At 71.6% G+C, this 22,231-nt stretch carries 24 protein-coding genes; 17 read left to right on the top strand and 7 right to left on the bottom strand.

The annotated features are described in order from the left end of the window. Positions 1-268 precede the first annotated feature (268 nt). Genes ACS5PV_RS04545 through dnaQ form a run of 5 tightly spaced genes read left to right on the top strand, consistent with a single transcriptional unit; the run spans position 269 to position 3,962 of the window. On the top strand, positions 269-1,099 hold the full coding sequence (locus ACS5PV_RS04545; RefSeq protein ID WP_455394177.1) for a pyruvate, water dikinase regulatory protein: 831 nt from the start codon (positions 269-271) through the stop codon (positions 1,097-1,099). A 5-nt stretch (positions 1,100-1,104) separates the two neighbouring features. Next, a complete protein-coding gene (locus ACS5PV_RS04540; protein ID WP_455394176.1) occupies positions 1,105-1,722 on the top strand; it encodes a Maf family protein in 618 nt (205 codons plus the stop codon). Positions 1,723-1,735: 13 nt separating this feature from the next. Continuing rightward, on the top strand, positions 1,736-2,599 hold the full coding sequence (locus ACS5PV_RS04535; protein WP_455394175.1) for a shikimate dehydrogenase: 864 nt from the start codon (positions 1,736-1,738) through the stop codon (positions 2,597-2,599). Continuing rightward, entirely contained in the window at positions 2,596-3,198 is a 603-nt protein-coding gene (coaE, locus tag ACS5PV_RS04530; protein ID WP_455394174.1) for a dephospho-CoA kinase, read from the top strand. The genes ACS5PV_RS04535 and coaE overlap by 4 nt, the downstream gene beginning before the upstream one ends. Before the next feature lie 50 nt (positions 3,199-3,248). Beyond that, complete coding sequence (gene dnaQ, locus ACS5PV_RS04525) at positions 3,249-3,962, top strand: DNA polymerase III subunit epsilon (protein WP_455394173.1); 714 nt, start codon at positions 3,249-3,251, stop codon at positions 3,960-3,962. Positions 3,963-3,997: 35 nt separating this feature from the next. Here the strand turns inward: dnaQ and ACS5PV_RS04520 are convergent, their stop codons facing one another. The 3 genes from ACS5PV_RS04520 to ACS5PV_RS04510 form a co-directional block, all read right to left on the bottom strand. Beyond that, positions 3,998-4,393 carry a type II toxin-antitoxin system VapC family toxin gene (locus tag ACS5PV_RS04520; protein ID WP_455394172.1) on the bottom strand — a complete coding sequence of 132 codons (396 nt, stop codon included), beginning with the start codon at positions 4,391-4,393 and terminating at the stop codon, positions 3,998-4,000. Next, positions 4,393-4,845, bottom strand: coding sequence for a type II toxin-antitoxin system VapB family antitoxin (locus ACS5PV_RS04515; protein WP_455394171.1), 453 nt, complete (start codon positions 4,843-4,845; stop codon positions 4,393-4,395). The genes ACS5PV_RS04520 and ACS5PV_RS04515 overlap by 1 nt, the downstream gene beginning before the upstream one ends. A gap of 224 nt (positions 4,846-5,069) precedes the next feature. Continuing rightward, positions 5,070-5,882, bottom strand: a complete 813-nt coding sequence (locus ACS5PV_RS04510; protein WP_455394170.1) for a WecB/TagA/CpsF family glycosyltransferase — start codon at positions 5,880-5,882, stop codon at positions 5,070-5,072. A gap of 248 nt (positions 5,883-6,130) precedes the next feature. On the opposite strand from ACS5PV_RS04510, the gene ACS5PV_RS04505 reads away from it, so the two are divergent. The 6 genes from ACS5PV_RS04505 to ACS5PV_RS04480 all read left to right on the top strand — a co-directional run bounded on the left by ACS5PV_RS04505 (position 6,131) and on the right by ACS5PV_RS04480 (position 12,534). Next, positions 6,131-6,622 carry an acyltransferase gene (locus tag ACS5PV_RS04505; RefSeq protein ID WP_455394169.1) on the top strand — a complete coding sequence of 164 codons (492 nt, stop codon included), beginning with the start codon at positions 6,131-6,133 and terminating at the stop codon, positions 6,620-6,622. After that, entirely contained in the window at positions 6,619-7,650 is a 1,032-nt protein-coding gene (locus tag ACS5PV_RS04500) for a Gfo/Idh/MocA family protein (protein ID WP_455394168.1), read from the top strand. The genes ACS5PV_RS04505 and ACS5PV_RS04500 overlap by 4 nt, the downstream gene beginning before the upstream one ends. Continuing rightward, on the top strand, positions 7,650-8,765 hold the full coding sequence (locus ACS5PV_RS04495) for a DegT/DnrJ/EryC1/StrS family aminotransferase (RefSeq protein ID WP_455394167.1): 1,116 nt from the start codon (positions 7,650-7,652) through the stop codon (positions 8,763-8,765). Before ACS5PV_RS04500 ends, ACS5PV_RS04495 begins: the two co-directional genes overlap by 1 nt. Then, positions 8,749-9,768, top strand: coding sequence for an NAD-dependent epimerase/dehydratase family protein (locus ACS5PV_RS04490; RefSeq protein WP_455394166.1), 1,020 nt, complete (start codon positions 8,749-8,751; stop codon positions 9,766-9,768). The genes ACS5PV_RS04495 and ACS5PV_RS04490 overlap by 17 nt, the downstream gene beginning before the upstream one ends. After that, positions 9,765-10,925, top strand: a complete 1,161-nt coding sequence (locus tag ACS5PV_RS04485; protein WP_455394165.1) for a DegT/DnrJ/EryC1/StrS family aminotransferase — start codon at positions 9,765-9,767, stop codon at positions 10,923-10,925. The genes ACS5PV_RS04490 and ACS5PV_RS04485 overlap by 4 nt, the downstream gene beginning before the upstream one ends. Before the next feature lie 847 nt (positions 10,926-11,772). Beyond that, on the top strand, positions 11,773-12,534 hold the full coding sequence (locus ACS5PV_RS04480) for a LuxR C-terminal-related transcriptional regulator (RefSeq protein WP_455394164.1): 762 nt from the start codon (positions 11,773-11,775) through the stop codon (positions 12,532-12,534). A gap of 240 nt (positions 12,535-12,774) precedes the next feature. On the opposite strand, the gene ACS5PV_RS04475 is transcribed toward ACS5PV_RS04480, so the two are convergent. The 3 genes from ACS5PV_RS04475 to ACS5PV_RS04465 all read right to left on the bottom strand — a co-directional run bounded on the left by ACS5PV_RS04475 (position 12,775) and on the right by ACS5PV_RS04465 (position 15,571). Next, positions 12,775-13,809: a hypothetical protein gene (locus tag ACS5PV_RS04475; protein WP_455394163.1), complete on the bottom strand. Its 1,035-nt coding sequence runs from the start codon at positions 13,807-13,809 to the stop codon at positions 12,775-12,777. Between the two features lie 188 nt (positions 13,810-13,997). Further along, the gene (locus ACS5PV_RS04470) at positions 13,998-14,438 is read right to left on the bottom strand and encodes a DUF1489 family protein (RefSeq protein ID WP_455394162.1); all 441 of its coding nucleotides are present in this window, start codon (positions 14,436-14,438) and stop codon (positions 13,998-14,000) included. A 236-nt stretch (positions 14,439-14,674) separates the two neighbouring features. Continuing rightward, the gene (locus ACS5PV_RS04465; RefSeq protein ID WP_455394161.1) at positions 14,675-15,571 is read right to left on the bottom strand and encodes a hypothetical protein; all 897 of its coding nucleotides are present in this window, start codon (positions 15,569-15,571) and stop codon (positions 14,675-14,677) included. Positions 15,572-15,741: 170 nt separating this feature from the next. Here ACS5PV_RS04465 and ACS5PV_RS04460 point away from each other — a divergent pair, with 170 nt between their 5' ends. The 6 genes from ACS5PV_RS04460 to ACS5PV_RS04435 all read left to right on the top strand — a co-directional run bounded on the left by ACS5PV_RS04460 (position 15,742) and on the right by ACS5PV_RS04435 (position 21,494). Further along, complete coding sequence (locus ACS5PV_RS04460; RefSeq protein ID WP_455394160.1) at positions 15,742-16,905, top strand: MFS transporter; 1,164 nt, start codon at positions 15,742-15,744, stop codon at positions 16,903-16,905. Positions 16,906-17,070: 165 nt separating this feature from the next. Continuing rightward, a complete protein-coding gene (locus tag ACS5PV_RS04455) occupies positions 17,071-18,141 on the top strand; it encodes an ABC transporter permease (protein ID WP_455394454.1) in 1,071 nt (356 codons plus the stop codon). An 18-nt stretch (positions 18,142-18,159) separates the two neighbouring features. After that, positions 18,160-19,011 (top strand): ABC transporter ATP-binding protein, encoded by an 852-nt coding sequence (locus ACS5PV_RS04450; RefSeq protein WP_455394159.1) that lies wholly within the window; start codon positions 18,160-18,162, stop codon positions 19,009-19,011. A gap of 131 nt (positions 19,012-19,142) precedes the next feature. Continuing rightward, a complete protein-coding gene (locus ACS5PV_RS04445; protein ID WP_455394158.1) occupies positions 19,143-20,222 on the top strand; it encodes an MlaD family protein in 1,080 nt (359 codons plus the stop codon). Between the two features lie 119 nt (positions 20,223-20,341). After that, entirely contained in the window at positions 20,342-20,956 is a 615-nt protein-coding gene (locus ACS5PV_RS04440; protein ID WP_455394157.1) for an ABC-type transport auxiliary lipoprotein family protein, read from the top strand. A 193-nt stretch (positions 20,957-21,149) separates the two neighbouring features. Further along, a complete protein-coding gene (locus ACS5PV_RS04435; RefSeq protein ID WP_455394156.1) occupies positions 21,150-21,494 on the top strand; it encodes an HVO_A0114 family putative DNA-binding protein in 345 nt (114 codons plus the stop codon). Between the two features lie 13 nt (positions 21,495-21,507). On the opposite strand, the gene ACS5PV_RS04430 is transcribed toward ACS5PV_RS04435, so the two are convergent. Beyond that, positions 21,508-22,128: a helix-turn-helix domain-containing protein gene (locus ACS5PV_RS04430; RefSeq protein WP_455394155.1), complete on the bottom strand. Its 621-nt coding sequence runs from the start codon at positions 22,126-22,128 to the stop codon at positions 21,508-21,510. Positions 22,129-22,231 lie beyond the last annotated feature (103 nt).

The raw sequence follows: 22,231 nt of genomic DNA, 5'->3' as shown, positions 1-22,231 counted from the left end.
GCCTGTTGAGGCGTCGAGCCGTTAACCCACAGCCCTCGCGCCTGGACCTCGCTTCGTCGGGGCATTATCCACACTCATCGACTCCGCGCGGCCGATCGGTGGACGACGCGCCGGGCGCGGAGTCGTTGGAGCAACACCCGATCGGCAGGCGATCGGACGTTGCTCCAGGTGTTTGATTTTGCCGCATTTTCTCTCGACGAACCGGTATCCACTTCGTCGGAAAATGCTCTAGCGTCCGCCGCGCCCGCGGCGAGCCCGGGGAGCCCGCGTGGTCCGCAGCTACTTCCACCTCCACCTCGTGTCGGATTCCACCGGCGAGACCCTGATCAATGTCGGCCGCGCGGCGGCGGCGCAGTACGAGGGGGTCTCGGCGATCGAGCACGTCTACCCCCTCGTGCGCTCCGGCACCCAGCTCGAGCGGGTGATCAACGAGATCGAGCAGGCGCCCGGCATCGTGCTCTACACCCTGGTCGGGCGCGAGCTGACCGAGCGGCTGGAGGAGGCCTGCCGGGCCACCGGCTCGCCGCTGCTCTCGGTGCTGGAGCCGGTGCACCAGCTGCTGCAATCCTATCTCGGCACCCACTCCACGGCCCGGCCGGGCGCGCAGCACATGCTGAACGCGGAGTACTTCAAGCGCATCGACGCGATGAACTTCACCCTCGCGCACGACGACGGTAACCTGCCGCACGACCTCAACGAGGCGGACGTGATCCTGCTCGGGGTGAGCCGCACCTCGAAGACCCCGACGGCGATCTATCTGGCCAATCGCGGCCTGAAGACCACCAACATCCCGCTGATCCCGGGCGTGCCGCCGCCGTCGATCCTCGAGACCCTGCGCCAGCCGCTCATCGTCGGGCTGATCGCCTCGCCGGAGCGGATCGTGCAGATCCGCCAGAACCGCCTGCTCAGCCTCAAGGCCGACGATTCCTCGTCCTACGTCGACCGCGACTCGGTGGCGAACGAGATCGCCACCTCGCGCCGGCTCTTCGCCCGCAACCGCTGGCCGGTGATCGACGTGACCCGGCGCTCGATCGAGGAGACGGCGGCGGCGATCGTCGACCTCCACCGCGAGCACCGGCTGAAGTTCATCGCCGATTGACGACGATGGAACATCCCTCGCTCTGGCGCGACCCCAAGCCGCTCCTTCTCGCCTCGACCAGCCCGACGCGGCGCGGGCTGCTCGCATCGGCCGCCCTCGCCGTCGAGACCCGGGCGCCGGGCGTCGACGAGCGCGCCGTCGAGGCGCAAGCCGCCGGCCTGTCGCCCGAACAACTCGCCGAGCGCCTGGCCGCCGCCAAGGCGAGCGCCGTCGCCGCACAGGCGCCCGACCGGGTGGTGATCGGCGCCGACCAGGTGCTCGACCTCGACGGCACGGTCTTCCACAAGCCCGCCGACCGGGCCGGGGCCGCGGCCCATCTCGCCCGGTTGCAGGGGCGCACCCACGCGCTCCATTCCGCCGTGGCCCTAGCCGTCGACGGCGCGGTGGCCGAGGTCTTCGTCGTCACCGCACGGCTCACCATGCGGCCGCTCGACGAGGCGGGCATCGCCCTCTACCTCGACGCCGCCGGGCCTGCCGTCACCGGCAGCGTCGGCGCCTATCAGCTGGAAGGCGTCGGCATCCACCTGTTCGACCGCATCGAGGGCGACCACTCGACCATCCTGGGCCTGCCGCTGCTGCCGCTTCTCGCACGGTTGCGGGCACGCGGCCTGCTGGCGTTCTGAGACCGACTTTCCGATGACGACCCCGCACCCCAGAGCCTTCGTGGTGGGCCACCCGATCGGCCATTCCCGCTCGCCGCTGATCCACGGCCACTGGCTCGCCGAGCACGGCCTGCCCGGGACCTACGAGCGCGTCGACGTCCATCCCGACGCCTTCCCGGACTTCGTCCGCAGCCTGCGGGCCGAGGGCTGGGTCGGCGGCAACGTCACGATCCCGCACAAGGAGGCGGCGTTCCGCCTCAGTCAGGTGCTGACCCCGCGGGCCGAGCGGATCGGCGCCGTCAACACCCTGTGGTTCGAGGACGGGCGCCTCCACGGCGACAACACCGACGCGCCGGGGTTCCTCGCCCATCTCGACGCCAGCCTCGGCGCCGGCTGGCCGGGGGCGACGGGCGTCGCCAGTGGTCGCGCCACCCTGGTGCTCGGCGCCGGCGGGGCCGCCCGCGCGATCCTGGTCGGGCTGCTCGAACGCGGGCTCTCCCGACTGATCGTGGCGAACCGCAGCGCCGAGCGGGCCGAGAGCCTGACCGCCCTCGATCCCGCCCGGATCACCGCTTTGCCCTGGGATGCGGTGCCGGACCACCTCCCGGCCACGGGGCTCCTCGTCAACACCACGGCGCTCGGCATGGCGGGCCAGGACCCGCTCACCCTCGACCTCGCGCCCCTGCCGGCCGAGGCGGCTGTGGCCGACATCGTCTACGTGCCGCTGGAGACTCCGCTTCTCGCCGCTGCCCGGGCCCGGGGGCTCGCGGGCGTCGACGGGCTCGGCATGCTGCTGCACCAGGCGGTGCCGGGCTTTGCCCGCTGGTTCGGCCTGACCCCCACGGTGACGCCGGCCCTGCGCGCCCGCATCGTCGCCGATCTCGGGAGTCACCGGTGAGCCGGCCGTTCGTCCTCGGCCTCACCGGCTCGATCGGCATGGGCAAGAGCGCGACCGCGGCGATGTTCCGCGCCCGCGGGGTTCCGGTCCACGACGCCGATGCCTGCGTGCACGCGCTCTACGGCCCGGGCGGGGCCGCGGCGGCGGCCATCGGCGAGGCTTTCCCCGGCACCCTCGCCGCCGACGGGTCGGTCGACCGCGCCGCCCTGCGCAACGCCGTGCTCGGCGATCCCGATCGCCTGCGCCGCCTCGAATCCCTGGTCCACCCCCTGGTGGCCCGGGCGCGGGACGATTTCCTCGCCGCCCACGCCGCGGCGCCCCTCGTGGTGCTCGACGTACCGCTGCTCCTGGAGACCGGCGGCGAGGCGCGGTGCGACGCCGTCGCGGTGGTCACCGCGCCGCCAGACGTGCAGCGCGCCCGGGTGCTCGCCCGCCCCGGCATGACCGAGGAGGCGTTCGCGCAGATCCTCGCCAAGCAGATGCCCGACGCCGAGAAGCGCCACCGCGCCGACTACCTGATCGAGACCGACCGCGGCTTTCCCCACGCCGAGGCCCAGGTCGATGCGGTGATCGCCGCGGTGACGAAGCCGGCCGGTTAACGCTTCGTCGCTACACCGGGCCCAACCGTTCTCTCAAAGGGAGTCGCACGATGCTGCGCGAGATCGTCCTCGACACCGAGACCACCGGCACCGAGGCCAAGACCGACCGGCTGATCGAGATCGGCGGGATCGAGCTCCTCAACCACATCCCGTCGGGGCGCGAGTTCCACCGCTACATCAACCCGCAGCGGGCGGTCTCGGAGGGCGCGTTCCGGGTCCACGGCCTCTCGGACGCCTTTCTCGCCGACAAGCCGCTTTTCGCCCAGATCCTGCCCGACCTCCTGGAATTCTGCGGCGACGCGACGCTGGTGATCCACAACGCCGCCTTCGATGTCGGCTTCCTCAACGCCGAATATGCGCGGCTGGGCGACAAGGCGCCGCCCCCGATCGAACTGGCCTCCGTCGTCGACACGCTCGCGCTCGCCCGCCGCAAGCATCCGGGCGCGGCCAACAACCTCGACGCCTTGTGCTCGCGCTACGGCATCGACAATTCCCGCCGCACCAAGCACGGCGCGCTCCTCGACGCGCAGATCCTGGCCGAGGTCTACATCGAGCTCTTGGGCGGCAAGCAGACGACGCTCGGGCTGACGGTCGAGGGCAATGCCGGCCCCGCCGGTCCGAGCTTGCGCGCCGCGCCGGTCGCCCACGGCCCTCGCCCGACCCGCAGCCGCCTCACCGAGGCCGAGCTGGCGGCGCATGCGGCTTTCGCGGCGGGGCTCGGGGAGAAGGCGATCTGGCGGGATTACGTCGGGGAGGCGGGGTGAGCCGAAACCCGGAGATCGTTCTTCGGGATCGCGGATCAGGCGGCGGTGATGTCGGTCATGGGAAAGTCATTGCCTTTGAACAGGAGCGGCATCCGGTACGCCCGGGCGCACGCGTAGGCGAAGCAATCTCCAAAGTTGAGCCCGGCGGGATGACGGCCCTTGCCGAAGCGATCGAACGCCTCGATCGCGCCCTCGGCCGCCTCGGGCGGCACGGCGACGACCTGGATCGATGCGAGCGCGAGGTAGTCCTGAACGGCCTGCTGCGCGTCACGAAGCGGCAGGTCGAGGATACGGGCGAGCGCGACCGTGGTCTCCCAGACCGCCATCGGCGAGGTGAGTCGCTGCTGACCCTGCTGGAGGCGTGCGACGAGGGTGGCGGCATCCGGCTCGCCGGCGAGGATCGCAGTCAGCGCGGAGGCATCGACGACCATCACGGGTCCCCGTACAACCCGTCGACGAAGGCCTTGTCGGCGGGACGAGGATTGGGACCGGCCCGTTCCCGAAGTTGACGCGCGAAGGCGATCGACTGTGCCACGAGGTCGAGCTTGTCCTTCTCGCGGTCGATCTCGCCGCGAAGGGCCTGCCGTACCGCCTCGGTCTTGGTGACGCGCTTGAGAGATGCCAATTCCCGGGCGAGCGCATCGACCTCCGGATCCTTGACGAAGAGAGCCATATCGATCCCGCATGGATATGGACGATGTCCGGTGAGGATATCCAGGGCGGGGCGCCGGGCCAAGCCGGCCGGTGAGGGTGAGCCGGCGCGGCGCTTGAGCGAAGCCGAAATCCGCGTCGCACAGACGATCCCGCAGGATCGCCGGAAGTGATCGATCGAATTTCGAATGACAATCCGGTAAAAGCGGCGCTCCCGTTCCGGAGCGATCACCGCGAAACGGCGACGCTGGGAGCATCGTCTCGGAGGAGGGGCTGACGGCCACGGTGCAGGAGGAGGCGGAACCGCCGGCCGGCTCCGTCCGCCACCGGCGGCGGTTCCGGAATCCCGGGTTCCGCTTTCGCGGCCCCGGGACGACGTCTCGCGGGGTGGACGACGTGCAGGTCCGACTTGCCGGATCGATCGAAGCCGCCCCGAGATCTACCCCGCCCCGAGATCTATCCTGCCCCCAGCGCGCCCGGCCCGAACCCGGCCTTGCGCGGGAGGTCCGCCTCCTGCCGGAACTGCAGGTGCAGCCCGCCGACCCTGAGCGCGCCGGAGCGGGCGAGCCGGGTCAGCGGTCCCAGCATCGACAGCAGGAAGCCGGCATCCGAGGCGTAGCGGCCGGCGAGCCGCCGGGGATTGCTCGCGAGGCGCCAGGCCCATTCGAGGCCGGTGCGGCGCAGGAACACCGGCGAGCGGGTCTGCTTGCCGAGGACGAACTCGAAGGCGGCGCCGCAGCACAGGATCGAGGGTTCGGCGAGGCCGGCGCGGCGCAGGCGTAAGGTGAGCATCTCGCTCTGTGGCGCGCCGACGGCGATGAACACCATCTCGGGCGCCGCCTCCCGCACCTGCGCGATCACGTCCTCCACCGCCGCCGGATCGTGGATGAAGCCGAAGGGCGGGCGCACGACGCAGAGGCGCCGGCTCGCGATCACGGCGGACGCCTCCTCGACCGTGACGTTGCCGATCACCAGGACCGAGCGGTCGCGTAAGGAACGCCGGGCCGAGAGGTGCTGCACCAGGTCGCTGCCGGTCGCCACGGTCATGCGGCGGCGCAGGAAGCAGGTGTTGATGAGGTTGCTGTCGAGGGTGACGATCGAGGCCTGGCGGTAGCTCTCGCGGAATTCCGGCTCCCGGGCGAGAAGCCGCATGTGCATCATGTTGAGGGTGAAGACCGTGGTCCGGCCCCGGGCCAGGGCGGTCGCCAGGGCGTCGAAGCTCAGGCCCCGGACCACGCAGGTCGGGGAGGTGTCCGCTAAGGTCGGCATGAGGGTGCTCCTTCGCGGACGAGTGTCGGAAGCTCCGCCCTCCCCTGCCCAGATCGGAAAACGGCGAGGCATTTCGCCCGGCCGGATTTGCCGTCATGCGCGTCTCTACATCCGAAGCGGTAGCAAGACCGGACCGTTCTGGCGTCGATCGAGGTGATTAGGGTGTAGCGCGTACCCTCGCATTGGCACGATTACTTGGCCGCGGCCGCCGCCTAGCGTTCCAGAATTGGGATGCGACGGGGGACGGGATGCCGGTGGTGAATGTGAGGATCGAGGCCAGCGCGGATGTCGCCGATCCCGCCCTCGTCAACGTCTACGGCTGCACGGTCGGGCCGGGCACGCGGATCGAGCCCTTCGTGGAGATCCAGCGCGGCGGCGTCCTCGGGGCGCGCTGCCGGATCGGTGCCAATGCCTTCCTGTGCGAGGGCGTGAGCCTCGAGGACGACGTCACGGTCGGTCCCGGCGTGATGTTCACCAACGATCGCCATCCCCGCGCCGTGACGGCGGCCGGCACCCTGATGGGACCGGAGGACTGGACCCTGGAGACGACCCGGGTCGGGGCCGGCGCGGTCATCGGCGCCAACGCCACGATCCTGTGCGGGCTCACCATCGGCGCGGGCGCCAGGATCGCCCCCGGCTCGGTCGTCACCCGCGACGTGCCGCCCGGCGCATGCGTCGCCGGCGTGCCCGCCACCCTCTCCCACCCCTCTTCCCTGCTCAACCTCGCGGAGGCGTCATGATCGGGATCGGAGTCATCGGTTACGGCTATTTCGGGCCGAACATCGCCCGCTGCGTCGCGGAGGCGAACGGCACGGCCCTGAAGGCGATCGCCGACCCGTCGCCGGCCGCGCGGGCACGCGCCGCCATCCGCCATCCCGGCGTGACGATCGACGAGAGCTGGCAGCACATGCTGGCCGACCCGGAGATCGACGCGGTCGCCATCGCGACGCCGACCCGCCTGCACTACGAGATCGCGCTCGCGGCGCTGATGGCCGGCAAGCACGTGCTGGTCGAGAAACCGATCACCCCGACCTCCCGCGAGGCGGCCCGCCTCGTGGCCGAGGCCGCCAAGCGCCGCCTGACCCTGATGGTCGACCACACCTTCGTGTATACCGGCGCGGTCCAGAAGATCCGCGAGCTGATCGATACCGGCGTCACCGGCGACCTGTTCTACTACGACTCGACGCGGATCAATTTCGGGTTGTTCCAGGACGACGTCAACGTGATCTGGGATCTCGCGGTCCACGACCTCGCGATCCTCGACTACCTCCTGCCGGCCGAGACGCTGGCGATCTCGGCCACCGGCGCCGGACACATCAAGGGCAGCCCGGAGAACATGGCCCACATCACCCTCTACCTCGAGGGCGGGGTCACCGCGCATCTCAACGTGAACTGGCTCGCGCCGGTGAAGATCCGCCGCACGCTGATCGGCGGCAGCCGCCGGATGATCGTCTTCGACGACATGGAGCCGAGCGAGAAGGTCAAGGTCTACGACCGCGGCGTCGAGTTCGCCGAGCGGCCCTCGCCGGAGGAGATCCGCCGCATCCTGCCGGCCTACCGCATGGGCGACGTCTGGACCCCGCACATCCCGGTCAAGGAAGCGCTCGTCACCGAGATCGAGCACTTCGCCCGCTGCATCACCGACGGCGAGGTTCCGCTCACCTCCGGCGAGAGCGGCCTGCGGGTGGTGCGCCTGCTCGAGGCCGCGTCCCAGTCCCTGGCCCAGCGCGGCCACCCGATCGACCTGTCTCCCCTGAGGGCCGCCTGATGATCCCGCTTCTCGATCTCGAGGCCCAGTACCGGGCCGTGCAGGAACCCCTGGAGGAGGCGGTGCTGGCGGTGCTCCGCAGCGGCGCCTACGTGCTCGGGCCCCCGGTCGCCGCCTTCGAGCGCGACTTCGCCGCCCATTGCGGGACGCGTGAGGCCGTGTCGGTCTCGACCGGCACCGCGGCCCTGCATCTCGGGCTGATCGCCGCCGGGGTGCGCCCCGGCGACGAGGTGATCACCGTCGGCATGACCTTCGTCGCCACCGTCGCGGCGATCCTCTACGCCGGCGCAAAGCCGGTGCTGGTCGACGTCGATCCCCAGACCTACACCATGGATCCCGCGGCCTTCGCGGCGGCGATCACGCCCCGCACCCGCGCGGTGGTGCCGGTGCACCTGCACGGGCGCCTCGCCGACATGGCGGCGATCTGCTCGATCGCCGAGCGTCACGGCATCACGGTGGTGGAGGATGCCGCCCAGGCCCACGGCGCCGAGCGGGCCGGCGCCAAGGCCGGCGCCTTCGGGACGGTCGGCTGCTTCAGCTTCTACCCGGGCAAGAACCTCGGCGCCTGCGGCGAAGGCGGGGCGATCACGACGTCCGATCCCGACATCGCCAAGACCCTGCGGAGCTTGCGCGACTGGGGCCAGGAGGGGCGCTACAACCACGTCCGCCCCGGCTTCAACTACCGCCTCGACACCGTGCAGGCGGCAGCACTCGCCGTGAAGCTGCGCTACCTCGACGGCTGGACCGAGGGACGGCGGCGGGCGGCTTCGCGCTACGACGCGCTGCTCTCCCAGGCCGGCCTCAAGGCGCCGAAGGCCGGCGGGCGCGACCACGTCTACCACGTCTACGCCGTGCGGGTGCCGGACCGCGACGCGGTGCGGGCCCGGATGCAGGAGGCGGGCGTGGCCACCGGCATCCACTACCCGAGAGCCGTGCACCACCAGCCGGCCTACGCCGATCGCGTGCGCCTCGGCACGCCCTGCCCGGTCTCGGAGGCTTTGGCCGGCGAGTGGCTGTCCCTGCCGCTCTTCCCCGAGATCACCGAGCGCCAGATCGCGACCGTCGTCGCCGCCCTCACCGACAGCCTCGGAGGCAATTATGCTGAAGCCGTGTGAGCCCTCCCGCGCGCTCGACCGCGTCCTCGTCACCGGCGGGGCCGGCTTCGTCGGCTCCCACATCGTCGATCTCCTGGCGGCCCGCGGCTGCCGCGAGATCGTGGTGGTCGACAACCTGGTCCGGGGCCGGACCGAGAATTTGTCGGGCGCCATGGCATCCGGCGCCGTGGAACTCGTCATCGGCGACATCCGCGACCGCGACCTGATGGCCGGGCTGGTGGCGGGCTGCGACACCGTCTTCCACCAGGCGGCCTTGCGCATCACCCACTGCGCCGCCGAGCCGCGCGAGGCGATCGAGGTGATGGTGGATGCCACCGCCTCGCTCGCCGAGCTCTGCGTCGCCGAAGGGGTGGGCAAGGTGGTCTACGCCTCCTCGGCCTCGGTCTACGGCATGGCGACGACCTTCCCGACCCCCGAGACCGAGCCGCATTCCGGCAACCGCACGCTCTACGGCGCAGCCAAGAGCTTCGGCGAGGGCCTGCTGCGCTCCTGGAACGACATGGCCGGGCTCGACTACGTCGGCTTGCGCTACTTCAACGTCTACGGCTCGCGCATGGACCTGCACGGGCGCTACACCGAGGTCCTGATCCGCTGGATGGAGCGGATCGCCAGGGGAGAACCGCCGCTGATCTTCGGCGACGGCCTCCAGACCATGGACTTCATCGACGTGCGCGACGTCGCCCGAGCCAACATCCTGGCGGCGCTCTCGCCGGCGAGCGACGTGGCGCTCAATGTCGGGCGAGGCGAGGAAACCTCGCTCCTCGCGCTGGCGCAGAGGCTCGCCGCGGTGATGGGCCGGCCGGACCTGGTGCCGGTCCACGAGGCCGAGCGCAGCGTCAACCCGGTGCCGCGGCGCCTCGCCGACACGCGGCTTGCCCGCGATCTGACCGGCTTCCAGGCGGAGATCGGCCTCGACGAAGGACTCGATGCGCTCGTCGCCTGGTGGCGGGCCAGCCGCAAGCCCGCCCCCACCGTCGCCCCCGTGATGGAGCTCGCCTCGTGATCCCGATCATCAAGCCGAGCCTCGGCGAGGCCGAGGTCGATGCGGCGAGCGCCGTCATCCGCTCCGGCTGGCTCACGCAGGGACCCCAGGTCGCCGCCTTCGAGGCCGAGTTCGCCGCGGCCGTCGGGGCGCCGCATGCCTGCGCGGTCTCGAACTGCACCACCGGCCTGCATCTCGCGCTGCTCGCCGCCGGCGTCGGGCCCGGCGACGAGGTGATCACGGTCAGCCACACCTTCATCGCCTGCGCCAACGCCATCCGGCAATGCGGGGCCGAGCCGGTGCTGGTCGACATCGACCCGGTCACCCTCACCATCGACCCGGACCTCGCCGAGGCCGCGATCACGCCGCGCACGAAGGCGATCCTCGCGGTGCACCAGATCGGCATGCCCTGCGACATGGCCCGGCTGATCGGGATCGCGCGCCGGCACGGCGTCCGCCTCGTCGAGGACGCCGCCTGCGCCATCGGCTCGGAGATCCGGATCGACGGCGCGTGGCAGCGGATCGGCCGGCCGCTCGGGGACGTCGCGTGCTTCTCGATGCACCCGCGCAAGATCCTCACCACCGGCGAGGGCGGGATGCTGGTCACCCGCCACGCGGCGTTCGACCGCCAGTTCCGGCTCTGGCGCCAGCACGGGATGGGCGTCTCGGACGTCGCCCGCCACGCCAGCCGGGCGGTGGTGTTCGAGGACTACCCCACGACCGGATACAACTACCGATTGACCGACCTGCAAGCCGCGATCGGCCGGGTGCAGCTCGCGCGGCTCGACGCCATCGTGGCCGAGCGCCGGCGCCTGGCCGGGCTCTACGCCGAGGCGCTGGCGGGGCTGCCCGTCGCGGTTCCGGCCGAGCCGGACTGGGCTCGGTCGAACTGGCAGAGCTACGCGGTGCGCCTCGACGCAGGAGCCGACCAGGTGTCGGTGATGCAGGGCCTGCTCGACCGCGGCATCGCCAGCCGCCGCGGCGTGATGTGCATCCACCTCGAGCCGGCCTATGCCGACCTGCGCTTGCGTGCGCCGCTGCCCCACTCGGAGGCTGCGCGCGACCGCTGCATCCTGCTGCCGCTCTATTCCGGCATGGGCGATGACACCGTCCACGCCGTCGCGGGCGCCCTGGCCGACGCCCTGGCGGGCCGCCCCGCCCTGCCGCTGAGCGCCTGACGCTACCTGGCCTGGTCGGCGGCAGGCCTCACAGGCCCGCCGCTGTTCTATCCTGAACTGGACCAACCCCGCGCAACATTTACCGTTAAAAACTATCAAACGATATGGTTGTGTGGACTTGCCTCGGATGATTGTCGATCAGGGCCGGAATGTGCCGCTCAGGAGCGGCACTGTCGGATGATATACATCAAGTGATGTATGGGAGCGGCGATGAGATGGATCGAGGACGAGGGGCGGATGCCGTGTCCCGCCCTGCTTCCTGGCGGGACGGGGGCGGGTCGCGCCGTCCCGGGAGCCGGCGCCCGAGAACCGGTCCGTCGCTGACGCCGGTCCGCCTCGCTCCGACGAGGCGCTAACGGTCGCGCCACCCGGGCAGCATCGCGCCCGCCGGTGGTGCGTCGCCGATCCTGATTGCCGAAGTATAGGCCGCGCAGGGGCATGTTTCTGTCCCGCCGAGCGTCGTCTCTTTTCTGCATGACATCCCCCAGCGTCAATATTGTTCCTATACAGATCGCGATATACACGTTTTGCGTGTGCATCAAATGACCGATGATTGCATCCGATCAATCGATTTCACTGTTTTCATCAATGGAAGCGGTCACAGATCGTCATATTAAGGATTGTAACTGATTTGTGGCCGTGTTAGGAATGAAATCAGGAAGAGCGGGCGAGTGCACGGGGGCCGGATCGACTGGATCATGCAGTCGAGGGCTCGGCGGCGTCGACCGCTTCCACAGATCCGGTTCCGGACAAGGGGTGGCACGGGGCGGTCGCGCCGGGCCGTGACCATCGCGCCGAGAGCCGCGTCCAACAACAATGTTCGATCGTACAGTGGTGGAGGTGAAGCATGTCGACGCCTGCTCTCGTTGATTACGGCCTCGCTTCGCGGGGCCGCAGACTGGTCGAAGTGAGTGAGGCCGTGGTGGAGGCGTTCGACCCCGGCGAGGATGCCGGATCGCGGCCCGCCATCGCGATCATCGAGCCGCGCCAGCTGGTGCGGGAATGCCTGCGCAACTGCCTCGCCGAGGCGATCCCGGACCACGAGGTCGTGACCTTCGCGTCGATCGACGAGTGGGAGCGGGGCCGGGTCGGCCACCAGGACGGCGACCTGGTGGTGCTCTACTACGATCCCCGCGAGGCCGGCCGCGGCGCCGCCCAGCGCGAGGCCGCCCTGCGCTCGCGGATCGGGCCGAACACCAGCCTGGTCCTGCTCTGCGACAGCGAGGATCCGGGCGAGATCGTCGAGCGCCTCAACGAGGGCGCCCGCGGCTACATTCCTACCAACGTCAGCCTGAAGGTGGCGATCGAGGCGATGCGGCTGGTGCGGGCCGGCGGCGTCTTCGTGCCGGCGAGCTGCCTGCTGCAGCGCCGGGGCGGTGCCGAGGATGCCGCCGCGGCCGACCCGCGCAGCCAGTTCACCCCGCGCCAGACCGCGGTGCTGGAGCAGCTGCAGAAGGGCAAGGCGAACAAGATCATCGCCTTCGAGCTCAACATGAAGGAGAGCACCGTCAAGGTGCACGTGCGCAACATCATGCGCAAGGTCGGCGCGACCAACCGGACCGAGGTGGCGATCCGCGCCTTCGAATCGCGCTCCGACCTCAAGCTCTAAGGACAGGGGGCGCGGGGGGCAGGTCTCCCGCGCGGTCCCGCCCGGGGCGAGGCGTCCGCCGCGCCCCCACCGTGTCCGTCTGCCCGACGCGGCCGAGCCGGCCGGCGTCGGATTTTCGCGTTCGGTCGGCCGCATCGATCCGACGCGCAGGCCGGCATCTCTCCTGATCCGTTCGACAGTCTTGCCACCCTCCGGGTCGTTCCGGGGCCGCTCGGGTTCCCCTGCGGCGGCGCGGCGGCCTCACTCCCCCTTCAGCGGCGGGGGCGGGGGCGCCACCCGGGGGCCGGGGCCGCCCGGATGGGCGGAATCGTTGTTGGTCACCATCGCCAGCACCGACAGGATCCTGTCCTTGTCCGATTGCAGGTGGTTGATCTGCGCCTCGGTGCAGCCCTCCTCCAGATAGGCGATCACCACCGTGCGGGTGGCGGTGTCGGTGATGTAGCCGCCGAACTCCTGGAACGCCCGGGCGAGCGCGCGGCCCTCCGGCGTCGCGAGGCCGAGGCGGCCGAGATCGACCTGCGGTGGGATCGCGAACAGGGCCCCCATCGGAATGATGCCGGTATGCGCGTTGTGGCCGCCCCCGTCGGTGGAGGAGGCCGGCCAGACGATGCGGGTCGGGCTCGCCTGGCTGGTGCTCGCCGCCATCGCGATGGCGTGGCGGATCTCGCCCCGCTCCAGCTCGCTCCTCCGCACCAGGCCGCCGAGGAGCGAGCCGCCGAAGGCGCGCACGCCCTCCGTGGTGCCGGACCTCGCCGCCATGCCGCTGCCGCGCAGGTCGGTGCGGACCAGGAACTGCGCCGAGTACAGGCTGCGGGCCGGGTCGAACGCGCCGAGCCACGTCTCGTAGGCGTAGCGGCCCTCCGCATCGACCAGCACCGCGTGCCGGTCGGTGCCGCCGAGGAAGGCGAGGCCGGGCGGGGTGCGCAGGGTGAACCGGCCGCCGCCCGGGGCCCCGCCATGGGGCCAGGGTACGGCCGCGGGCCGGCCGCCATAGGTCCAGCTCCGCTCCGGATCGTCCGGCCTCTGGCGGTAGACCCCGAAGGCGTGGCCGCCGATCCACGCATAGGCGCCGGCCGGCCCGCCGGCATTCTGGTTGCGCAGCAGCGCCGTCTCGGCGGCGTCGCCGGGCTGGAACGTTGCCCCGCGGCCGAGCGGCGTGTTCCAGATGCTCGTCGCCGCGAAGGGCTGGTCGACGGGATCGCGGTACGGGCCCTCGGCCCGCGCGGGGGAGCCGAGCAGGGCGAGGCCGAGCGCGAAGGCGGCGGAGCGATGCATCGGCGTGGATCTCCCGGCAAGGACCGGCGCCAGGGTAGCGGCCCGGGGCCGCGCGCGAAGCGTCGCCTTCGGGGCGCGGGCCCTCGACCGGAGGTGGACCGTGCCCTCCACCTTCGGGGGACCGCCGTTCTCGCGCAGGAGGTGCCCGGGTCGCCGCGGAGGCGTGCTTGACCGGGGGGAGCGTCCCGTCAGAGCAGCCCGAGGGCCGCCAGTTCCCGCCGCATCGTCTCGGGCATCGCCGCGAGGTCGCCGGCGGCGGCCCGGGAGATGTCGCGCGGGGCGTCCTTGGGCGCGAGGTAGCGCCAGCCCTGGAACGGCCGGCACGGGCGCGGCTCGACCGGGGTGACCTCCGGGTCGAGGATGAGGCGGCAGCGGCCGACGCCCTCGCCGTCGGTGAAGGGGCGGATCGCCAGCACCGGCTGGCGGCAGGCGATCTGGCCGCGGATCACCCAGTAGAGCGAGCCCGATCCGGCAATCTCGTCGCCGCGCTTGGGCACCATGCGGGTGACGTGGGCCTGCTCGTGCGGGCGGCCGAGGCGGACGGAGTCGGCCCGGCGGGCGGCGATCCACTCCTCGAGGTCGGCGATGGAGTCGCAGCCGACGCAGAGCTTGAGGAGGTGGAGGGACATCGCGGCTCGGGCTGGGGGCTGGCGAAAGGGGCGGCGCGCTCCCTGCGGGGGGATTCGGGCGCCGCGAGGGCGGGCGGCCCGCGCCAGGACGTCGCCCCTGCGCCGAGCCCCGTCATACGACTTCCGACCGATTGCTTCGCAATGCGGAAGTCGGCTTCGCTCAGACGTGTGAAGCCTACGGCTTCACCGCGCGGGCTGGTGATACGAGATCCGGAAGTGATCTTCCGGATCTCGTATCAGGTGAAGCGGGCGAGCTTCTCGTCGAGGGCGAGGTCGTCGATCTCCGCGAAGGCGTCCTCCAGCGCCATCGCGTCGTCGGCGGCCGGCGCCTCGTCGCGGACCGGCACGAAGGCGATGTCGTCGTCGAGGATCGCCGGCTCGACCAGACGCAGGCGCGGCGCGCTGCCCGCCTCCTCGTCCAGCCCCCGGTCCTCGCCGTGATCCGCCTCGGTCGCCTTGCCCTTGCCGGTCGCCACGATCTGGTCGACGTCGTCCTGGTCGAGGGTGGTGTCGGGCACATCGGGCCGGTGCGCGGCCGGGGCCGGCGGGTCGTCCTCGCTCGCCCAGATCTCGATCATCGCAGTCAGGCGCTGCTCGAGGTAGCGCAGGGTGTTGACGATCCGGCTGGTGCGCTGCGCCGTCAGGTCCTGGAACGAGCAGGCGGTGTAGATCTGGGTCGCGTTCTGGTCGAGGCGGTCGCAGACGCGGCTGTCGGCCCCGGTCTCGCGCAGGGTCCAGGCGACCTCCTGCACCTCCTCGGCGGCCTGGAGGATGTCGGAGGTGGCGCGCTCGGTGGTGCGCACGATGCCGTCGAGGGCCTCGGAGGCGGCGCCGAGCTGGCTCTGGTCCTGGTCGGGGGTGTGGATCGCCGCGATCTCGGACTTGGTGCGGCTGATCGCCTTGGCCATCTCGATCAGGTCGAAGCGCAGGCGCTCCATCCCGGAGGGGCCGCGATCGCCGACCACCGCGTTCTCCAGCCGGCCGATCGCCTGGAGCAGCACGTCGGTATCGGCGGAACGATTGCGCCTGGCATACTCGCCCAGGAACCAGCGCCCCCGCGCCGTCTCCAGCATCGCGCCCTCGATGACGTCGTACTCCTCCCGCGGAGCGGGAAGCGAAGGGGTCCCGGCCATCTCACCTGCCCTGTCATCGCCGGCCCGACGGAACGCTTCGGCGGCGGCGCCTAGAAAGGCGTCTTCAGTGTTCACGCTTGACATCCCGGCGTTAACGGCGGCTTACGCCAGGCCCGCCCAGGACGGACTGATTCGGTCCGCGCCCCGGCCCTCCCCGCCCCAGGGTTCCCGTGCCTCCCCCGTTCCCCCTCGGCGACGGCCCGCGCCTCGCCCTGCTCTACGCGGCGGTGTTCGCCGGCATCGGCGTGGCGATGCCGTTCCTGCCGCTCTGGCTCGCCGGGCTCGGCCTCGGGCCGGAGCTGATCGGCGCCCTGGTGGCGCTGCCGATCCTGGTGCGGATCGTCGCGACGGCGCCTCTCGTCGGGCTGATCGACCGCGGCCTCGCGCCGCGCACCCTGATGGTTGCCGGCAGCCTTGGCCTCGCCGCCACCTACGCGCTGATGCCGTCCGCCGCCGGCCTCGGCTGGCCGGTGCTCGCCGGGTTGATCGTCCTCAACGCCGTCGCCGGGGCGCCGCTGGTGCCCTGCCTCGACTACCAGAGCCTCGCCGCGGTGCGGCGCGGGTCCGGCCTCGACTACGCCCGGATCCGCCTCGGCGGCTCGCTCGGCTTCCTCGCCGCCAGCCTGCTCGGCGGCTGGCTGCTGGGCCTCGTCGGCACCGGCAGCATCACCCACTTCCTCGCCGGGCTGGAGCTCGCCTCGGCCTGCGGCGCCGCGCTCCTGCTGCGCCGGTCGGAGGGGACGCGCCCGGAATCCCGCGCAGCCGGGCGGGTGCGCCTGCCCGCCGCCCTGTGGCTCGCCATCGCGGCCGGCGCGGCGATCCAGGCGAGCCACGCCGCGGTCTACGCCTTCGGGTCGATCCACTGGGGAACCCTCGGCCTGACGCCGGCGGCGACCGGTTTCGCCTGGGGCATCGGCGTCGTTGCCGAGATCGTGTTCTTCGCCGTTGCCGGCCGCATCCCGGCCTTGCGCGACGCGCCGTTCCGGCTGCTGGCGCTCGGCGCGCTCGCGGCCCTCCTGCGCTGGGCCGGGCTGCTCGTCGCCGCCGGCCTGCCGGCCCTGGTGCTGCCGCTCCAGGCCCTGCACGGCCTGACCTTCGGAGCGACGCAGCTCGGCGCCATGGCGGCCCTGTCGCGCCTCGCCCCCGAGGGCGGGCGCGGCGCGGCGCAAGGGGCTTACGCGGCCTGCTCCGCCCTCGCCTCGGCCACCGCCACCCTGGCGAGCGGGGCGGCCTACCGGGCCGGCGGCGGGCCCCTCGCCTTCGGGCTGATGCTGCCGGTGGCCGGCCTCGGCCTCGCCCTGGCGGTGGCGGCGTCCCGCGCCGCTCGACGCTGAGTTGCAGCATGGACCCCATGGTTTGCGAATTGTTAGCTTCACGCGGTATATGACCGCCGCGAGGGGATTGTTGTGGCGAACGAGGGAGGCCGGCCCGTGCCGACCGCACCCATCACGCGGGGGGCCGATCCGGCCCGCGTCGCGGTCGAGCGCGCGCGCGACGGGATCGCCGCGCGCCTCGCCGGGCGCTGGACCGCCGACCAGGCCCCCGCCGTCGAGGCCGCGTCCGCCGAGATGCTGGCCGCCGGCGCCCCCCTCGTCATCGATCTCTCGGGGCTGTCGCGCCTCGATACCCTCGGCGCCTGGGTGCTGGAGCGGACCCGGGCCGCGCTGCCGGCCGGCACGGCCTATGCCGGCGCCTCCCCCGAGCACCTGATCCTCCTGCGCGAGGTCGCCTATCGCGAGGCCGCGCCGTCCGCGCGCCGCCGGCGCTTCCACCCCCTCGATCCGGTCGCGAGCCTGGGGTCGGGCGTGCGCAGCCTCGGCCGAGAGGGCCTGTCCGGTCTCGCCTTCCTCGGCGAGGTGGTGGCGGGCTGCCTGCGGGTGCTCGCCCGCCCGCGCAGCTTCCGCGGGCCGGCGCTCGTCAACCAGATCGAGCAGATCGCGCTGCGCGGCGCGCCGATCATCATGCTGATCTCGTTCCTGGTCGGCTGCATCGTCACCCAGCAGGGCATCATCCAGCTCCAGCGCTTCGGGGCCCAGACCTACGTCGTCAACATGATCGGCATCCTGACCCTGCGCGAGCTCGGGGTCCTGCTCACCTCGATCATGGTGGCGGGGCGCTCCGGCTCGGCCTTCACGGCCGAGATCGGCTCGATGCGCATGCGCGAGGAGGTCGATGCGCTGCGCGTCATGGGCCTCGACCCGATCGAGATCCTGATCGTCCCGCGCATCATCGCGTTGATGCTCGCCCTGCCCATGCTGGCCTTCCTCGCCGATCTCGCGGCGCTCGCCGGCGGCGCGCTGACCTCGTTCCTCTATGGCGGCCTGTCGCTCGAGGCCTTCACCTTCCGGCTCCAGAATGCGATCGGCTTTCGCCATCTCGCCATCGGGCTGATCAAGGCGCCGTTCATGGCGCTCATCATCGGCATCATCGCGTCGGTCGAGGGGTTCATGGTCGAGGGCTCGGCCGAGTCGCTCGGCCGCCACGTCACCGCCTCAGTCGTCAAGTCTATCTTCATGGTCATCGTCCTCGATGGGCTCTTCGCGGTGTTCTTCGCGGCCATCGACTTCTGAGCGAGGCGGCCCCCACCCTTGTCGATCGCAAGCCCCACCCACCCGGCGCATCCGAGCCGCGACGCGATCATCCGCGTGCGCGACCTCGTGGTCGGCTTCGGCGACCGCACGGTGCTCAAGGGCCTCAACCTCGACATCCGCCGGGGGGAGATCCTGGGCTTCGTCGGCCCGTCCGGCCAGGGCAAGTCGGTGCTCACCCGCACGCTGCTCGGCCTCGTGCCGAAGCGCTCCGGCACGATCGAGGTCTTCGGCGAGGACGTCGACCGCCTGACCCTCGCCCAGCGCCGGGTGATCGAGCGGCGCTGGGGCGTGCTGTTCCAGCAGGGCGCCCTGTTCTCGGCGCTCACCGTCAAGCAGAACATCCAGGTGCCGATGCGCGAGCACCTTAAGCTCTCCGAGCGCCTGCTCGACGAGTTCGCCCGGCTCAAGATCGAGATGGTGGGATTGAGGCCCGACGCCGCCGACAAGCTGCCCTCCGAATTGTCGGGCGGCATGATCAAGCGCGCGGCGCTCGCTCGCGCGCTCGCCCTCGACCCGGAGGTGCTGTTTCTCGACGAGCCGACCTCGGGCCTCGACCCGATCGGCGCCGGCGAGTTCGACGAATTGGTGGCGACGCTCCAGCGCACGCTGGGGCTCACCGTGTTCATGGTCACCCACGACCTCGACAGCCTCTACACCGCCTGCGACCGCATCGCGGCGCTCGGCGACGGCCAGATCATCGCCGAGGGGCCGATCGACGCGATGCTCGCCTCCGACCACCCGTGGCTGCGCTCCTACTTCCACGGCAAGCGCGCCCGCTCGATCGTGGTGCCGGAGGCTCATGCCCCGGGCGCCGTCTCATCCCGCGGACTTGTGGAGGGCATTGCCTGATGTGCGTTCCCGCACCCTGCATCGACCGGGCCTTCCTTAAGCTTGGCAAGTCTAGGCTCGGCAGGACTGGCCATGCCCCCCGGGCGTTCGTTCCGCTCCCCGTCCCGCACGCGCACGGAAACCGCTGAGGCATGGAAACCCGCGCCAACAACGTCCTGATCGGCGCCTTCACGCTGGCGGTGATCGCGCTCGGCTTCGTCTTCGCGTTCTGGCTGCGCGGGAACTCCGCCAACCAGGCCCGGATGCCGGTGCGCATCGTGTTCTCCGGCGGCGTCGGGGGCCTGGCCAAGGGGGCGGTCGTCACCTTCAACGGCATCCGCGTCGGCGAGGCGACCGACGTGCGGCTGCTGCCGCAGGACCCGCGCCGGGTGACGGCGATCATCGAGGTCAACCGCGGCACGCCGTTGCGCGTCGACACCCGCGCGCGCCTCGACATGACGATGCTGACCGGCGTCGCCTCGATCGCGCTCGTCGGCGGCAGCGCCGACGCCGCGCCGCTGGCGCCGACCAGCAACGATCCGGTGCCGACCATCTACGCCGACGCCGCCGACATCCAGGACCTGATGGCCGCCGCCCGCACCATCGCGCAGCGCGCCGACGACATGCTCCAGCGCCTCGACCGGGTGGTCGCCGGCAACGAGGGCGCGATCAACCGCACGCTCGCCAACGTCGAGCGGTTCTCCAAGACTCTCGGCGACAGCGCGCCCGCCCTCGACGCGCTGACGAAGGCCGTGGACGGCCGCAAGCTCGCGAGCCTGATCGACAACGCCGACAAGTTCTCGGCCGCACTCGCCGCCGCCTCGCCGGACGTCCAGGCCGGCGTGCACGACGCACGCGCGCTCGCGGGCAAGCTCAACGCCTCCGCCGACCGGCTCGACGCGGTGCTCAAAGGCGCCGAGGGCTTCCTCGGCTCGGCCTCGGGGGATGCCGGCAAGAGCACCTTCGCGGAGGTGCGCGACGCCGCGATCTCGATCCGCGAGGCGGGCCGCGCCTTCCGGGTGATGTCGGAGAACCTCGACAAGCGTACCGCCACCCTGACCTCGAGCGTCAGCCGCCTCAGCGGCGCCGGACGGCGCGAGGTGCAGACCCTCTCGACGGACGGCCAGCGCACCCTCAACAGCCTCAACAGCGCCGTGCGCAACATCGAGCGCGACCCCTCGCAGGTGATCTTCGGCGGCAAGCCGTCGTTGCCCGAATACAACGGTCGCTGATCATGTTGCAGCGCGGCCTCGCGGCGGTTGCACCCGCGCGCCCGGCCGGGCGTTGTCCCCTCGTCCCTGGTCAAGCTTCCGGGCCCGCCCGGGTCCCGCCTTCCGGTCCGCCCGCTCCCATGCTCCTCACGGCCCCCTCCCCGCGTCGCGCTCCCGGTGCCCTCGCCGCCGGCTGTCTCGCGGCTGCCCTGGCCCTGCTCCTCGGCGCCTGCGGCAGCGGCGCCGTGCCGACCACCTTCGACCTCACCGCCCTGCCCGGCGCGGCCCGCAGCGGCGCGGCGCGGCGCTCGATCGTGGTGGCCGAGCCGGTCGGCCTGCAACCCTTCGAGGCCGACCGGATCATCGTGCGCGAGCCCGGCGGCGCCGTGTCCTATCTCGGCGGCGGCCAGTGGGCCGACCGCCTGCCGCGCCTCGTCCAGACCCGGGTGATCCAGAGCCTCGAGAACGCCAACCGGCTCAAGTCGGTCAGCCGCCCCGGCGACAAGGTCGCGGCCGACACGATCCTGATCACGGAGCTGCGCGCCTTCGACATCGATGCCGGCACCCGCGAGGCGGTGGTCGATCTCTCGGCCAAGCTGATCCAGGAGAGCAGCGGCACGGTGGTCGCCGCCAAGGTGTTTCAGGCCCGGGTCCCGGTGGCGGGGGTGAACGCCCCGGTGGCGGCGAACGGCCTCGACCGGGCGCTGTCGCTGGTGCTGGCCGACCTGGTGCGGTGGATCAACGCCGGGGGGTGAGGGCGGGCAGCCTCTCCCTTTTCACCAACGAATTGTCTTCCTCTATCCTAACGCTCGACCTCATCCTGTGATGCCCACGCAGTGGGCCTTGAAGGAGTCCTCCCGAGGTCTCGGTGGTCCCTGGAGGCCTCCTTCGAGGCTGCTGCAAGCAGCAGCACCTCAGGATGAGGGCGCGGGTTGGAGAGGCAGGCGCATGAGAACCGTGACCATCGGCGTATCCGGGATCGCGGAGGTCCAGGGCCGGTTGAGCTCGGCGTTCCGCGGCGAGCCGCAGGGCGCCTTCATCTCCTTCGCCTCGGTCGATCTGCTCTGGACCGTGATGACGCCGCGGCGCTGGGAAGTGCTGCGCGCGCTCGTCGGCCGCGAGCCGCTCTCGCTCTCCGTCCTCGCGAACCTGGTCGGCCGTGACGCCGACGCGGTGCGGGCCGATGTCGAGGCGCTGAGGAAGGCCGGCGTCGTCGAGGCGGGACCGGAGGACCGGATCAGCTTCCCGTTCGATTCGGTCCATGTCGACTTCACGATGGGACGGGCGGCCTGAGCCCTCGGGTCCCCTACTCCATCACCGCCGCCTTCATGATCACCACCATGAAGGCGCGCCCCGTGCCCTCGCTGATGCAGCGCACGGTGTGGGGCCGGTCGCAGCGGTAGCGCAGGGTCTCGCCGGCCCGCGCCCGCTGGACGGCGCCGGCCACGTCGACCTCGAACTCGCCCTCGGTGACCGACAGGCACTCGACCGAGCCGCGCTGGTGGGCGTCGGAATCGAGCACCCCGCCGGGATCGGCCGAGAGGTCGTACCATTGCAGCCACTCGACGGTCTTGATCCAGCCGATGATCGCGAGCCGCATCCGGCCGTCGTCGGAGACCAGGATCGGCGTGTCGGCCCGGGACGACTTCTCGATGAAGGGCTCTTCGTCGCCGGTGGCGAGCACCCGCTCGATCGAGACGTCGAGGGCCTGACTCAGGCGCCAGATCGTCGCGAGCGTCGGGTTGGTCTCGTTGCGCTCGATCTGGCTGATGATCGACTTCGCCACGCCCGACTGCTCGGCCAGTTCGGAGAGCGACAGGTTGTAGGCCTTGCGCAGGCGCTGGATGGTCTTGCCGAGCTGCCCCGACAGCACCTGCGCCCCACTCATCAGGTCCTTGGGGCGTTCCCGCCCCCGCTCGACGCCCATCGCCCGCCCTCGAACCCCGCCGGATCACCGCCGAGCGTTCCGCATACCGAACGCCCGTACGCTCCATCAAACGCAATCGCCGGGGCGGCGCAAGGGTTCATGC

It is taken from the genome of Methylobacterium sp. Gmos1 (assembly GCF_053764715.1).
This window is presented reverse-complemented; position numbering and strand designations above follow the sequence as displayed.

Excerpts from the sequence above, each read along its gene's own strand:
- ACS5PV_RS04445 (WP_455394158.1), top strand. The coding sequence starts at position 19,143 with ATGGAAACCCGCGCCAACAACGTCCTGATCGGCGCCTTCACGCTGGCG.
- ACS5PV_RS04495 (WP_455394167.1), top strand. The coding sequence starts at position 7,650 with ATGATCCCGCTTCTCGATCTCGAGGCCCAGTACCGGGCCGTGCAGGAA.
- ACS5PV_RS04475 (WP_455394163.1), bottom strand. The coding sequence starts at position 13,809 with ATGCATCGCTCCGCCGCCTTCGCGCTCGGCCTCGCCCTGCTCGGCTCC.
- ACS5PV_RS04540 (WP_455394176.1), top strand. The coding sequence starts at position 1,105 with ATGGAACATCCCTCGCTCTGGCGCGACCCCAAGCCGCTCCTTCTCGCC.
- ACS5PV_RS04435 (WP_455394156.1), top strand. The coding sequence starts at position 21,150 with ATGAGAACCGTGACCATCGGCGTATCCGGGATCGCGGAGGTCCAGGGC.
- ACS5PV_RS04505 (WP_455394169.1), top strand. The coding sequence starts at position 6,131 with ATGCCGGTGGTGAATGTGAGGATCGAGGCCAGCGCGGATGTCGCCGAT.
- ACS5PV_RS04480 (WP_455394164.1), top strand. The coding sequence starts at position 11,773 with ATGTCGACGCCTGCTCTCGTTGATTACGGCCTCGCTTCGCGGGGCCGC.
- ACS5PV_RS04535 (WP_455394175.1), top strand. The coding sequence starts at position 1,736 with ATGACGACCCCGCACCCCAGAGCCTTCGTGGTGGGCCACCCGATCGGC.
- dnaQ (WP_455394173.1), top strand. The coding sequence starts at position 3,249 with ATGCTGCGCGAGATCGTCCTCGACACCGAGACCACCGGCACCGAGGCC.
- ACS5PV_RS04490 (WP_455394166.1), top strand. The coding sequence starts at position 8,749 with ATGCTGAAGCCGTGTGAGCCCTCCCGCGCGCTCGACCGCGTCCTCGTC.
- ACS5PV_RS04510 (WP_455394170.1), bottom strand. The coding sequence starts at position 5,882 with ATGCCGACCTTAGCGGACACCTCCCCGACCTGCGTGGTCCGGGGCCTG.
- ACS5PV_RS04465 (WP_455394161.1), bottom strand. The coding sequence starts at position 15,571 with ATGGCCGGGACCCCTTCGCTTCCCGCTCCGCGGGAGGAGTACGACGTC.
- ACS5PV_RS04470 (WP_455394162.1), bottom strand. The coding sequence starts at position 14,438 with ATGTCCCTCCACCTCCTCAAGCTCTGCGTCGGCTGCGACTCCATCGCC.
- ACS5PV_RS04430 (WP_455394155.1), bottom strand. The coding sequence starts at position 22,128 with ATGGGCGTCGAGCGGGGGCGGGAACGCCCCAAGGACCTGATGAGTGGG.
- ACS5PV_RS04520 (WP_455394172.1), bottom strand. The coding sequence starts at position 4,393 with ATGGTCGTCGATGCCTCCGCGCTGACTGCGATCCTCGCCGGCGAGCCG.
- ACS5PV_RS04440 (WP_455394157.1), top strand. The coding sequence starts at position 20,342 with ATGCTCCTCACGGCCCCCTCCCCGCGTCGCGCTCCCGGTGCCCTCGCC.
- ACS5PV_RS04500 (WP_455394168.1), top strand. The coding sequence starts at position 6,619 with ATGATCGGGATCGGAGTCATCGGTTACGGCTATTTCGGGCCGAACATC.